The sequence below is a fragment of the Streptomyces sp. CO7 genome (assembly GCF_053474865.1).
Genome location: NZ_JBRIOU010000005.1, coordinates 102,712 through 115,114 on the forward strand (window position 1 = coordinate 102,712; position 12,403 = coordinate 115,114).

Sequence of the window (12,403 nt, forward strand, 5' to 3'; positions counted from 1 at the left end):
CCTGGCCCCCGGGACCCGTGCTCCGGGCCCCCGGCCCCCCGGGACCCGTGCTCCGGGCCCTTCGGGTCTCGCGGACCCCGGGGCCCGCGCCCCGGCAGGGGCGTCGCCGGGCGTCGGTCGCGTCAGCCGCCCGCGACGACCGGCTCGCCCGTCAGGTCAACGCCGGCCAGCCGGAGCTCCTCCAGGGCCCGGTCGGTGGTGGCGCGGGCGACGCCCGCCGTCAGCGGCAGCAGCACCCGGGTGCGCAGGCCCGCCTTCACCGCGTCCAGGGCCGTCGCCCGCACGCAGTGGTCGGTGGCGATGCCGACGACGTCGACCTCCTCGACGTCCCGCGCCCGCAGCCACTCCGCGAGCCCCACGCCGTTCTCGTCGGCCCCCTCGAACCCGCTGTACGCGGCCGCGTAGGCGCCCTTGTCGAAGACCGCGTCCACCGCCCCCGAGGTGACCGCCGGCGTGAAGTTCGGGTGGAACCCCACACCCTCGGTCCCCGCCACGCAGTGCGCCGGCCAGGAGTTCACGAAATCAGGGTCGTCCGCGAAGTGCCCGCCCGGCGCGACGTGATGGTCACGCGTGGCCACCACGTGCTGGTACGCCCCCGCCTGGCCCGCCTGGCCGATCAGCTCCGTGATCGCCGCGGCGACGTCCGCCCCGCCGGAGACCGCGAGGCTGCCGCCCTCGCAGAAGTCGTTCTGCACGTCCACCACGATCAACGCTCGACGCATCGCCCCGTACCAACCCTTCGACCCTCGTATGAAGACAACGAAAAAGCTTCACGCACCGACGGCTGCTGCATACCCGTCCGCCGCCACCGCCGCACGTCGTCAGACGGCGTACTCCGTCGGAATGACGGGTTCCCCCCGCGACAGCTGCGTCGCGGACATCGGCAGCGAGGCCCGCGCCGCCGCGTGCCGCTCACGCGCGGCCTCCAGCGGCTCCCGCCCCACGACCTCGCCCCCGCGCACCAGCTCCACCAGCAGCTGCGAGCCGGCCAGCTCCTCGGGAACCTCCCCGGTGCCGATCACCTCCGCCTCCGCCACCCCGTACGCGTCGTAGCGGCGCGCGGCCCACTTGCGGCCGCCCAGCGTCTGCTTGCCGCCGCCGGAACGCTTCGCCACCGGCTCCAGCGGCGCGTCGGCGTCCGCGGAGACCGCACGGGCCACCAGCTTGTAGACCATCGACGCCGTCGGGTGCCCCGACCCGGTCACCAGCTGCGTGCCCACGCCGTACGCGTCCACCGGCGCGGCCGCCAGCGAGGCGATGGCGTACTCGTCCAGGTCGGAGGTCACCACGATCCGGGTGTCCCGCGCGCCCAGCGTGTCCAGCTGCTGCCGCACCCGGTGCGCCACCAGCAGCAGGTCGCCGGAGTCGATCCGCACCGCGCCCAGCTCCGGACCCGCCACCTCCACCGCCAGCGCGACCGCCTCGGCGACGTCGTAGGTGTCCACCAGCAGCGTGGTGCCGCGCCCCAGCGAATCGACCTGCGCGGTGAAGGCGTCCCGCTCCGAGTCGTGGACCAGGGTGAAGGCGTGCGCGCTGGTGCCGATGGTGGGGATGTCGTAACGGAAGCCGGCCGCCAGGTCCGAGGTGGAGGAGAAACCGCCGACGTACGCCGCCCGCGAGGCCGCGACCGCCGCCAGCTCGTGCGTGCGGCGCGCGCCCATCTCCATCAGCGGCCGGTCACCGGCCGCCGCAGCCATCCGGGACGCCGCCGCGGCGATCGCCGAGTCGTGGTTGAGGATCGACAGGATCACCGTCTCCAGCAGCACGCACTCCGCGAAGCTGCCCTCCACCCGCAGGAGCGGCGAACCGGGGAAGTAGACCTCGCCCTCCGGGTAGCCCCAGATGTTGCCGCCGAAGCGGTAGTCCGCCAGCCAGTCCAGCGTCGCGTCGTCGACCACCCGGCGCTCCCGCAGGAAGGCCAGCTGCGCCTCGTCGAAGCGGAAGTTGCGCACGGCGTCCAGCACCCGGCCGGTGCCGCAGACCACGCCGTAGCGGCGGCCCGAGGGCAGGCGGCGGGTGAAGACCTCGAAGACGGAACGCCGCTCGGCCGTCCCGCCCTTCAGGGCGGCCTGCAGCATGGTCAGTTCGTAGTGGTCGGTGAAGAGAGCCGTCGACGGCACGTCGACCGGCAGCCCGAGCTCCGCTGTGTTCATAGAAGCGATGCTACCCCCATCTCGTCAAATTGACGATTAGTGCCCGGCGACGCCTCGCGCCGCCCCGGGACCCGGTCCGTGCGGGTACCCACCCGGGGTGGCAGCATGGTTGTTGTGACGTCACCCGCTCCCGCACCCATGGAAACCGAACGCACCGAGTCGGCGGAGGAGACCTTCGCCGTGCCCGAGCCGGACGTCCCCTGGGTCACGATCGTCCACAACGACCCGGTCAACCTGATGAGCTACGTGACCTACGTCTTCCAGACGTACTTCGGCTACTCGAAGGACAAGGCCACCAAGCTGATGATGGACGTCCACCACAAGGGCCGGGCGGTGGTCTCCAGCGGCTCCCGCGAGGAGATGGAGCGCGACGTGCAGGCCATGCACGGCTACGGTCTGTGGGCCACCCTCCAGCAGGACCGCCGGTAGTCACACCTGCCGCGCGCGACCGGACCGACCGCCCGCCGAGCCGAAAAGAACTGCCACCCCATGCCCGGAACCTTCGAACCGCTCCCCGGCGGCGGCGCGGCCGTCGCACTCGACGACGTCGAGATCTCGATCATCCGGTCGCTGGCCGCCCAGCTCCTGGAGCTCATCGGCCCCGGCCCCGCCGAGGACGCCTCCGCCGACCCGCTCGCCGAACTCTTCGCCGACGGCCCCAGCGAACCGCCCACCGACCCGGTGCTGCGCCGCCTCTTCCCGGACGCCTACACCGACCCGGCCAAGTTCCCGGACACCGCCGAGCAGGCCGAGGAGGCGAAGGCCTACTCCTCGGAGTTCCGCCGCTACACCGAGAACGACCTGCGGGCCGGCAAGCGCGAGGACGCCCTCGTGGTGATCCGCTCCCTCGACGAGCTGACGATGGGTGCCGGCGGCGACGGCGGGGGTGAGGGCGGAGGCCGCCTCGAGCTGACCGCCGAGCGGTCCGTCCAGTGGCTGAAAACGCTCAACGACATCCGCCTCGCCATCGCCTCGCGCCTGGACATCACCGACGAGGAGGACAGCGAGATCCTCTACCGCCTCCCCGACACCGACGAGCGCAAGCCTCTGGTGATGGCCTACCTGTGGCTCGGCGGCCTCCAGGAGAGCCTCGTCGAGACCCTGATGCCGCAGTGAGCCCGCAGTGACGCAGGGCGGACGGTCCGTGGGGATGCCGTAAGGATCGCGTAAGGACGCCCCTCGGCCGTTGTCCCTCGTTCGGTAAACGAACAGCAAAATCCGATTTCCGGACACGGCAAATCGGTCACATTCGGAATATTTCACCGCCGCGTTGTGGAGTTGCCCACAGCGCGGCGGTCTGCTTCTCCGTACCTTTGAGCCAACTTTCTCGTTCCCGCGGGCCACACCCACGCCCTCCGGGAACGGCGCCACCAGGCCGACCGACCGTCGGCAGGCAGGAAAAAACTCCCCCCATGCCCCCTCGGGGCACGTACTGCCCGGCCCGCCCACCACGTCGACGACGACGCGCGACGGGCCGGTTTCTTGGAGAAAGGCGCACCAACATGACCTCTCCGCAGGTCGCGAAGACGAACGACAGCAGTGAGGCCGTGCGCGGCGACGCCCCCGAGGAGGGGTACGAGCGAGGGCTCGGCAGCCGTCAGGTCCAGATGATCGCCATCGGCGGCGCCATCGGCGTCGGCCTGTTCCTGGGAGCCGGGGCGAACATCGCCAAGGCCGGCCCCTCCCTGATCCTGATGTACGCCCTCGCCGGCGTGATCATCTTCTTCATCATGCGGGCCCTCGGTGAGCTGCTGCTCTACCGCCCCGTCTCCGGCTCCTTCGCGGAGTACTCCCGCGAGTTCATCGGCCCGTTCGCCGGTTACTTCACCGGCTGGACGTACTGGCTGATGTGGGTGGTGACCGGCATGGCCGAGCTCACGGCCGCCGCCATCTACGTGAACTACTGGTTCCCCGACATCCCGCGGTGGGTCACGGCCCTGGTCTTCCTGGTCGTCCTGTTCGGCGCCAACCTGATCTCCGTCAAGCTCTTCGGCGAGATCGAGTTCTGGTTCTCCATGGTCAAGGTCACCGCCCTCATCGGCATGATCGTGATCGGTCTGGGTGTCCTCACCTTCGGCTTCAGCTCGGCCGGCGACACCGCCGCGGTCTCCAACCTGTGGGCCATCGACGGCTTCTTCCCCAACGGCATCGGCTCCTCGCTGATGACCCTGCAGGGCGTCATGTTCGCCTACCTGGCCGTCGAGCTGGTCGGCGTCACCGCCGGTGAGTCGGAGAACCCCGAGAAGACCCTGCCCAAGGCCATCAACAGCCTGCCGTGGCGCATCGCCCTCTTCTACGTGGGCGCCCTGACCGTCATCCTGTGCGTGGTCAAGTGGACCGAGTTCGCGCCCGGCGTGAGCCCGTTCGTCGCCGCCTTCGCCAAGATCGGCATCCCGGCCGGCGCGGCCATCGTCAACTTCGTGGTGCTCACCGCGGCACTGTCCTCCTGCAACTCCGGCATGTACTCCACCGGCCGCATGCTGCGCAACCTGGCGGACAAGGGCGAGGCCCCCAAGGTCTTCAACAAGCTGTCCTCCACCAAGACCCCGGCCGTCGGCATCACCGTCTCCGTCCTGCTCATGGGCATCGGCGTCGTCCTCAACTACGTCGTCCCGGAGAAGGCCTTCGGCTACGTCACCTCCGTCGCCACCGCGGCCGGCATCTGGACCTGGCTGATGATCTGCATCAGCCACGTCCTCTACCGCCGCGCGGTCGCCGCGGGCCGCCTGCCCGCTTCGTCCTTCCCGGCGCCCGGCGGCGCGATCTCCAGCTGGATCGCCATCGTGTTCCTGCTCATGGTGACCGTGATGATCGCGCTCGACGCGGACTCCCGGATCTGCCTCTACGTGATGGGCGGCTGGGCCATCGCGCTCGGCATCGGCTGGCTGGTCCTGAAGTCCCGCAACCCCGAGGTCACCCGCCGCCGCGAGCCCGTGCTCGACAAGGTCGGCTGACCCCTCCGCACCACCGGGTCGGCCCAGCCGCCCCACAGGAACCGGCCCGCCCGGTCCCGCATACCGGCCCCGCCGTCTCGCCACGCGAGAAGCGGGGCCGGTCCCCGTTCCGGTACGACATATCCTGCCGCCATGCTGACCATCACCCAGGCCCTCGTGGACAGAATCGTCGAGCACGCCCGCCGGGACCACCCCGACGAGGCGTGCGGCGTCGTCGCCGGCCCGGTGGGCTCCGGCCGGCCGGAGCGGTTCATCCCCATGCTCAACGCCGCCCGCTCGCCCACCTTCTACGAGTTCGACAGCCAGGACCTGCTGAAGCTGTACCGGGAAATGGACGACCGCGACGAGGAACCGGTCGTCATCTACCACTCCCACACCGCCACCGAGGCCTACCCCTCGCGCACCGACATCTCCTACGCCAACGAGCCCGGCGCCCACTACGTGCTGGTCTCCACGGCCGACGCCGACGGCCTCGGCGACTTCCAGTTCCGCTCCTACCGCATCGTCGACGGCGAAGTCACCGAAGAGCCCGTCCAGGTCGTGGACGCCTACCCGGCCGCCTGACCTGCGGATTCGTCCCCACCATGGCCGGATGTCCGCATACTGGCCGGATCGACCGCAGAGCGAGACGCACTGTCGGCCCGGTCCTCGGGAATCGATACGATGACCGCATGGTTTTCCACGACGTGAGCGAGAAGACGCCGGGCACCCTGCTCGTGGCGCGGCTGCACGTCGACCTGTGCCGCCTCAACAGCGCCCTCTGTCCGCGCTGACCGCGCCCTTGGTGAGCCGCCGTCCCCGGGGCGGCCCGGAAGGCCCCCGGCCCGGGGCGCCGCCCGACCAGCCACGGGCCGCCGCCCCGACAGCCACCCGCAGCACAGCCACCCGCAGCACCACCACCGACAGGAGCCCTGACATGGCCATCGAGGTCCGCATCCCCACCATCCTCCGCCAGTACACCGACGGGCAGAAGGCCGTCGAGGGCACCGGCGACACCCTCGGCACGCTCATCACGGACCTCGAGTCCCGCCACCCCGGCATCCGGGCCCGCATCGTCGACGGCGAGCAGCTGCGCCGCTTCGTCAACGTCTACCTCAACGACGAGGACGTCCGCTTCCTCGACGGCATCGACACCAAGCTCAACGACGGCGACAACGTCACCATCCTCCCGGCCGTGGCCGGCGGAATGGTCTGAGCGGCCGGGCCGGCCCAGACATGCGTTACGACTCCCCGATCGCCGCGGTGGGCAACACCCCGCTGGTGCGCCTGCCGCGGCTCTCCCCGTCCGAGAACGTCCGCATCTGGGCGAAGCTCGAGGACCGCAACCCGACCGGCTCGATCAAGGACCGCCCCGCGCTCCACATGATCGAACAGGCCGAGAAGGACGGACGCCTCACCCCCGGATGCACCATCCTGGAGCCCACCTCGGGCAACACCGGCATCTCGCTCGCCATGGCGGCCAAGCTCAAGGGCTACCGCATGGTGTGCGTCATGCCGGAGAACACCTCCCAGGAACGGCGCGACCTGCTCGGCATGTGGGGCGCCGAGATCATCCCCAGCCCCGCCGCCGGCGGCTCCAACACCGCCGTCCGCAAGGCCAAGGAACTCGCCGCCGAGCACCCCGACTGGGTGATGCTCTACCAGTACGGCAACCCGGACAACGCCGGCGCCCACTACGCCACCACCGGCCCGGAAATCCTCGAGGACCTGCCCTCGATCACCCACTTCGTCGCCGGCCTCGGCACCACCGGCACCCTCATGGGCGTCGGCCGCTACCTGCGTGAACACAAGCCCGACGTCAAGATCGTCGCCGCCGAGCCGCGCTACGACGACCTGGTCTACGGCCTGCGCAACCTCGACGAGGGCTTCGTCCCCGAGCTCTACGACGCCTCCGTGCTCACCACCCGCTACTCGGTCGGCTCCGAGGACGCCGTCGTGCGCACCCGCGAGCTGCTCCAGTTCGAGGGCATCTTCGCCGGCGTCTCCACCGGAGCCGCCCTGCACGCCGCCATCGGCGTCGGCAAGAAGGCCCTCCAGGCGGGCGAGGACGCCGACATCGCCTTCGTCGTCGCCGACGGCGGCTGGAAGTACCTGTCGACCGGCGTCTACACCGCCGCCACCAGCGAAGAAGCCATCGCCACGCTCCACGGCCAGCTCTGGGCCTGACCCGCGGACCCGTCCGGCCCACCGGGGCACACGCGACACACCTGTCACACGGCGGCCGGCACCCCTTACGAGGGGCGCCCCCCGCCGCCGTACGCCCCCACGCGCCCCATGTGCCCCACGACCAGCCGAACCGGTGACAAGGCAGGTGAGTTCCCCCACAACGGAGCCTCCGCGAGGAGCCACGGACGTCCCGGCGGCTTAGTCTCGACGGACCGCACGAGCCCCGTCGTCCCACCGCCGTCGTCCCACCGCCCGCCCACGGAGGTTCCCGCTCCATGAAGCTCACCGTCGTCGGCTGCTCGGGGTCGTTCCCCTCCACGGAATCGGCCTGCTCGAGCTACCTCGTCGAGGCCGACGGCTTCCGGCTGCTCCTCGACATGGGCAACGGCGCCCTCGGCGAGCTGCAGCGACACACCGGCCTGTACGACCTGGACGCGATCTTCCTCAGCCACCTGCACGCCGACCACTGCATCGACATGTGCGCCTACTTCGTCGTCCGGTACTACCGGCCCGACGGCGGCCGCTGCGAACCCATCCCGGTGTTCGGCCCCGAAGGCACCGAACACCACCTCACCACCGCGCACGCCGACACCCCCTCGGCCAGCTCGATGAGCGAGGTCTTCGACTTCCACACCGTCAAGCCCGGCACCTTCGAGATCGGCCCCTTCACCGTCCACACCGAGCTGATGGCCCACCCCGTCGAGGCCTACGGCATCCGCATCGAGCACGACGGCAGGTCCCTCACCTACTCCGGCGACACCGGACCCCTCCCCGCACTCGAGGAACTCGCCCGCGACACCGACCTCTTCCTCTGCGAGGCCGCCTTCGACGCCGACCGGGACCAGATCCCCGACCTGCACCTCAACGGCACCCAGGCCGGCGAGGTCGCCGCCCGCGCCGGAGCCCGCAGGCTCGTCCTCACCCACATCGCGCCCTGGACCGACCCCCAGACCAACCTCGACTCCGCCGTCGCCGCCTACCCGGGCCCGGTCGAACTCGCCCGCGCCGGAGCGGTCTACGACATCTGACCCACCCGGCCGGGGATCACCGGCCGGGCCGGACGGCAGCCGAACGTCAGCTGTGCGTCAAGAAGAACAGACCTTCGCCAGTTCGCGGGACGCGTCCGTGATCGGAGAGATGTCCGGCGTGGCATCCCCGGCCTCCACGGATTTGCGGACCTCGGTGACCCCCGCCTGAAGATCGTCCACCGCCTTCGCGACGTCCGCGTCACCCGTCGAGTCGTCCAGCTCGCCCAGGTTCTGGTCGATCGCCGTCAGCGACTCCTCCAGCTGCGTCGGGTCGTTGCCCGCCGTCTCCACCGCCTGCTGCAGCTCGGCCACACTGTCGGATATGGCCGCCGCCGTCCTCGCGCAGTCCACAGCGGTGGACAACGCGTCGCAACCCGTGGTCAGCAACGCGGCAGCCGCCACCACGGCCACCACCGCCGGAACCCTCTTCGCGGCACGACTCTTCCTCGCGGCACGCGCCGCCGGAGCAGACATGGAAACCGGTCCTCCTGTCGTAGGGGGCCGGAGCGCACGACGGCCGCCGTACGTCCCCGACAGGAAGGACGCGCGACGGCCGGCCGAAGTTCCCTCCGTCACCCCGCAGGGTGACAGGGCCCGGTACGCCTACAGCGTGGCCTCCAGCGCCAGCCGCTGCGCCGTCGCCAGATCACCGCACCCGGCCACCGCCAGGTCCAGCAACGCGTTCAGCTCCTCACGGGCGAACGGCTCCGCCTCCGCGGTGCCCTGCACCTCGACGAAACGCCCGTCACCGGTGCACACCACGTTCATGTCCGTCTCGGCGCGCACGTCCTCCTCGTAGCAGAGGTCCAGCAGCGGCACCCCGCCCACGATGCCCACCGACACCGCCGACACCGTCCCGGTCAGCGGCTGCCGCCCCGCCTTCACCAGCTTCTTGCCCTGCGCCCACGCCACCGCGTCCGCCAGCGCCACGTACGCACCCGTGATCGCCGCGGTACGCGTCCCGCCGTCGGCCTGCAGCACGTCGCAGTCCAGCACGATCGTGTTCTCGCCCAGCGCCTTGTAGTCGATCACCGCGCGCAGCGAACGGCCGATCAGCCGGCTGATCTCGTGCGTCCGCCCGCCGATCCGCCCGCGCACCGCCTCACGGTCGCCACGCGTGTTCGTCGAACGCGGCAGCATCGAGTACTCGGCGGTGACCCAGCCCTCGCCGCTGCCCTTGCGCCAGCGCGGCACGCCCTCGTTCACCGAGGCGGTGCAGAACACCTTCGTGTCACCGAAGGAGACGAGGACGGAGCCCTCCGCGTGCTTGCTCCACCCCCGCTCGATGGTCACCGGGCGGAGCTGGTCGGGGGTACGGCCGTCGATACGAGACATGTGCCCGAGCCTATCCGCCCCGCGACCGTGGCCCCGACGGCCGGCGGGATACTGGACCCCATGACCCGCATCGTCCTCGCCACCCGCAACGCCGGGAAGATCACCGAACTCCGCGCCATCCTCGCCGAGGCGGGCCTCGCCCACGAACTCGTCGGCGCCGAGGAGTTCCCCGAGGTCCCCGACGTCAAGGAAACCGGCGTCACCTTCGCCGAGAACGCCCTCCTCAAGGCCCACGCCCTGGCCCGGGCCACCGGCCTCCCCGCGGTCGCCGACGACTCCGGCCTCTGCGTCGACGTCCTGAACGGCGCGCCCGGCATCTTCTCCGCCCGGTGGGCCGGCCGCCACGGCGACGACCTCGCGAACCTGGAGCTGCTGCTGGCCCAGCTCTCCGACATCGCCGAGGAGCACCGGGGGGCGCACTTCGCCTGCGCCGCCGCGCTCGCCCTCCCGGACGGCACCGAACGCGTCGTCGAGGGCCGCCTCGAGGGCACCCTCCGCCTCACCCCGGCGGGCTCCCACGGCTTCGGCTACGACCCGATCCTCCAGCCCCTGGGCGAGACCCGTACCTGCGCGGAGCTGACGGCGGCGGAGAAGAACGCGATCAGCCACCGGGGGAAGGCGTTCCGGGAGCTCGTCCCGGTGGTCCGGGAGCTGCTGGGCTGACGGGCCGCAAAACGGCCTGCGAATCCGCGTTACCTTCGATTCGCAGGCCGTTCAGTGTGCGGCCGGTGGGATTCGAACCCACACGGGCTTTCGCCCACTGGGACCTAAACCCAGCTCGGCTGCCAGTTACGACACGGCCGCATTCGCCTGTCATGGTACCCGCTGCCGCACAACCCGCCCTGGCCTGTTGTTGCGTCCGCCTCTGCACCATGTCGCCGTCAACGTGTGGCAGTTCGGGCACAGCAACCGGAGGTTCTCCCGACGATCGTCGCGCCAGTCCCCGTTGATGTGATCGATTTCCAGAGTCATGGGTCTGCCCTGCCACTCGGCCCCCGTGCCGCACCGGGCGCAGCTTTCGCGGACACCGATTTCCGCAAGGGCGCGGCGCAGCATCGAGGTCCTCGTCCGGTACTCGCGGTCGTGGAGCACGAGTACCTGCTCGGCTGTGAGCTGCGGGTTCGTGCCCGGCCGGACTCGCTGGTGGCCCTGTCCGAGGAAGTGCGCAGTTGACAGTCCTGCCTCTTGGATCCACCCGGTCAGCCATCGGCGTGTGGTGGTATCACAGGGCAGTCCCAGGTGGCGCAGCGCTTCCGCGTAGGAGATCGCATCGGCCACCGCTGTGGCCAGGGCTTTCTCTCCGGGATGCACGGCTTTCCGGCGGCTGCCGAAATGGGCGATGTCGATGCCGAACGCGGCGAAGCGCTTTCTGAGGTGAGAGCCGAGACCTCTGTAGGGCCTCACGCCTAGAAGGGCGATCGCTTCGCCCATGTTTGAGCAGCGCGCGGCGGCTTCGGCCAGCCGCTCTCGTGTGTACGCGGTACCGGGTGTCACCTCGCGGAGCTCCTTCGCTTGCCCCGCCCGCGGTAGGTGTCCGTCGTGGCGTGGCAGTTGGGGCAGAGGTAGCGAAGGTTCTGCAGCCGGTTGTCACGCCAGTCTCCGTTGACGTGGTCGATTTCCAGCTTCAGCGGCTCTCCCTCCCATTCGCCGGGATTGCCGCAGTCGGAGCAACGCTCCGGGATTCCGGCAGCGATCATCGCGCTGTGCAGTGTGGAGTTCCTGATCCTCCGCGCCGTCTCAGGCTCCTGCAGCACGAGCGGCCAATCCGGGTGCCGCTGCCGCGGCACTCGCGCGCTGGGGTGCGAGGACCGGTCGAGGTGCGAGGTGTCGATGCCGTACAGGCGCAGGCGGCGGCTGATGTAGGTGTGGTTGTCGCCCACCCGGTCGAGCCCGAGCCGTTGCAGAACTTCGGCCATGGTGCGCGACCCGGACACGGCGTCCTGCAGGATTTGCCTCGACCACTTCACCTCCCGCTCGAACCGCGAGGTGTCGATCCCCAGTCGCCGCATGCGCTGGCGCAGATAGTTCCGACTGCTGCCCCGCGTCTCCACCCCCAGTCGCTCCAGCGTTTCCGTCAGCGTCCGCGACGCCCCCGCCGCCTCCCGCAGGGCCTCGTCGCTGATCCTGGCCGTCGGCATGACCGTCTCCTCCGTTCCTGCCGCGCGCGCGTTCGCACGGCTCGTACGGATCAACGAACCGGTTATCGGACGGTTACGTCCGATGGGCGAACACTGACGTGTCGCGGAGCGCCGGTCACAGGCGGGCCGTGCCGGTGGTCTCGAGGGCCGTGAGGTCGAAGGTCTGGGCCATGCGGCGGTAGCCGGCGTCGTTGAGGTGCAGGTGGTCGCCGCTGTCGTACTGCCCGTCGAGGCGGCGCGGGGCGTAGGGGTCGCGCAGGGCCTTGTCGAAGTCGACGACCGCGTCGAAGACGCCGCCGGCGCGGATCTCGGTGTTGACGGCCTGACGGGCCGTCTCGCGGACCCCGTCGTAGCCCAGGTGGCCCTCGAACGGCATCAGGGTGGCCCCGACGACCGGGATGCCCCGGGCGTGGGCGCGGGAGACCAGGGTGCGCAGGCCCTGGGTGATGGCGGCGGGGTCGGGGGTGCCGTCGGGGTCGCGGAGGATGTCGTTGATGCCGAGGACGACGACGATCGCCTTGGTGTTGGGGCGGGAGAGCGCGTCGCGCTGGAAGCGGTTGAGGCCGCTGGGGCTGTCGGCGGGGCGGCCGACGCCGTCGGTGAGGAGCTGGTTGCCGCTGAGGCCCGCG

16 protein-coding genes and 1 tRNA gene are annotated in these 12,403 nt (G+C 70.7%); 9 read left to right on the forward strand and 8 right to left on the reverse strand.

Features of this window, described 5'->3' with window-relative positions:
• Positions 1–122: 122 nt before the first annotated feature.
• Positions 123–722, reverse strand: a complete 600-nt coding sequence (locus ACOV8S_RS18760) for an isochorismatase family protein (RefSeq protein WP_448318966.1) — start codon at positions 720–722, stop codon at positions 123–125.
• Positions 723–821: 99 nt separating this feature from the next.
• On the reverse strand, positions 822–2,153 hold the full coding sequence (locus ACOV8S_RS18765) for a nicotinate phosphoribosyltransferase (protein WP_448318967.1): 1,332 nt from the start codon (positions 2,151–2,153) through the stop codon (positions 822–824).
• A 105-nt stretch (positions 2,154–2,258) separates the two neighbouring features.
• On the opposite strand from ACOV8S_RS18765, the gene clpS reads away from it, so the two are divergent.
• From clpS to ACOV8S_RS18805, 8 genes are all read left to right on the forward strand, one after another.
• Positions 2,259–2,582: an ATP-dependent Clp protease adapter ClpS gene (gene clpS, locus ACOV8S_RS18770; RefSeq protein ID WP_351114234.1), complete on the forward strand. Its 324-nt coding sequence runs from the start codon at positions 2,259–2,261 to the stop codon at positions 2,580–2,582.
• A 60-nt stretch (positions 2,583–2,642) separates the two neighbouring features.
• Positions 2,643–3,269 carry a DUF2017 domain-containing protein gene (locus tag ACOV8S_RS18775; RefSeq protein WP_448318968.1) on the forward strand — a complete coding sequence of 209 codons (627 nt, stop codon included), beginning with the start codon at positions 2,643–2,645 and terminating at the stop codon, positions 3,267–3,269.
• Positions 3,270–3,655: 386 nt separating this feature from the next.
• On the forward strand, positions 3,656–5,107 hold the full coding sequence (locus ACOV8S_RS18780) for an amino acid permease (RefSeq protein ID WP_448318969.1): 1,452 nt from the start codon (positions 3,656–3,658) through the stop codon (positions 5,105–5,107).
• Between the two features lie 132 nt (positions 5,108–5,239).
• Positions 5,240–5,671 (forward strand): Mov34/MPN/PAD-1 family protein, encoded by a 432-nt coding sequence (locus tag ACOV8S_RS18785; protein WP_448318970.1) that lies wholly within the window; start codon positions 5,240–5,242, stop codon positions 5,669–5,671.
• A 107-nt stretch (positions 5,672–5,778) separates the two neighbouring features.
• Entirely contained in the window at positions 5,779–5,880 is a 102-nt protein-coding gene (locus ACOV8S_RS18790) for a putative leader peptide (RefSeq protein ID WP_351114230.1), read from the forward strand.
• 143 nt (positions 5,881–6,023) lie between these two features.
• Positions 6,024–6,302: a MoaD/ThiS family protein gene (locus ACOV8S_RS18795; protein WP_351114229.1), complete on the forward strand. Its 279-nt coding sequence runs from the start codon at positions 6,024–6,026 to the stop codon at positions 6,300–6,302.
• Positions 6,303–6,322: 20 nt separating this feature from the next.
• Positions 6,323–7,273: a PLP-dependent cysteine synthase family protein gene (locus tag ACOV8S_RS18800; protein WP_448318971.1), complete on the forward strand. Its 951-nt coding sequence runs from the start codon at positions 6,323–6,325 to the stop codon at positions 7,271–7,273.
• Positions 7,274–7,548: 275 nt separating this feature from the next.
• The gene (locus ACOV8S_RS18805) at positions 7,549–8,301 is read left to right on the forward strand and encodes an MBL fold metallo-hydrolase (protein ID WP_448318972.1); all 753 of its coding nucleotides are present in this window, start codon (positions 7,549–7,551) and stop codon (positions 8,299–8,301) included.
• A 57-nt stretch (positions 8,302–8,358) separates the two neighbouring features.
• On the opposite strand, the gene ACOV8S_RS18810 is transcribed toward ACOV8S_RS18805, so the two are convergent.
• Together ACOV8S_RS18810 and rph are read right to left on the reverse strand one after the other, a co-directional pair.
• A complete protein-coding gene (locus ACOV8S_RS18810) occupies positions 8,359–8,775 on the reverse strand; it encodes a hypothetical protein (protein WP_448318973.1) in 417 nt (138 codons plus the stop codon).
• Between the two features lie 129 nt (positions 8,776–8,904).
• On the reverse strand, positions 8,905–9,636 hold the full coding sequence (gene rph / locus ACOV8S_RS18815) for a ribonuclease PH (RefSeq protein WP_448318974.1): 732 nt from the start codon (positions 9,634–9,636) through the stop codon (positions 8,905–8,907).
• A gap of 60 nt (positions 9,637–9,696) precedes the next feature.
• On the opposite strand from rph, the gene rdgB reads away from it, so the two are divergent.
• Positions 9,697–10,299 carry an RdgB/HAM1 family non-canonical purine NTP pyrophosphatase gene (rdgB, locus tag ACOV8S_RS18820; protein ID WP_448318975.1) on the forward strand — a complete coding sequence of 201 codons (603 nt, stop codon included), beginning with the start codon at positions 9,697–9,699 and terminating at the stop codon, positions 10,297–10,299.
• Positions 10,300–10,356: 57 nt separating this feature from the next.
• Here rdgB and ACOV8S_RS18825 read toward each other — a convergent pair.
• The 4 genes from ACOV8S_RS18825 to ACOV8S_RS18840 form a co-directional block, all read right to left on the reverse strand.
• Positions 10,357–10,440, reverse strand: a tRNA-Leu gene (locus ACOV8S_RS18825).
• 9 nt (positions 10,441–10,449) lie between these two features.
• Entirely contained in the window at positions 10,450–11,130 is a 681-nt protein-coding gene (locus ACOV8S_RS18830) for an HNH endonuclease (protein WP_448318976.1), read from the reverse strand.
• Entirely contained in the window at positions 11,127–11,774 is a 648-nt protein-coding gene (locus tag ACOV8S_RS18835) for an HNH endonuclease signature motif containing protein (RefSeq protein ID WP_448318977.1), read from the reverse strand. The genes ACOV8S_RS18830 and ACOV8S_RS18835 overlap by 4 nt, the downstream gene beginning before the upstream one ends.
• A gap of 115 nt (positions 11,775–11,889) precedes the next feature.
• Positions 11,890–12,403: GDSL-type esterase/lipase family protein (locus tag ACOV8S_RS18840; RefSeq protein WP_448318978.1), on the reverse strand; the 514-nt coding region annotated here is incomplete at its 5' end.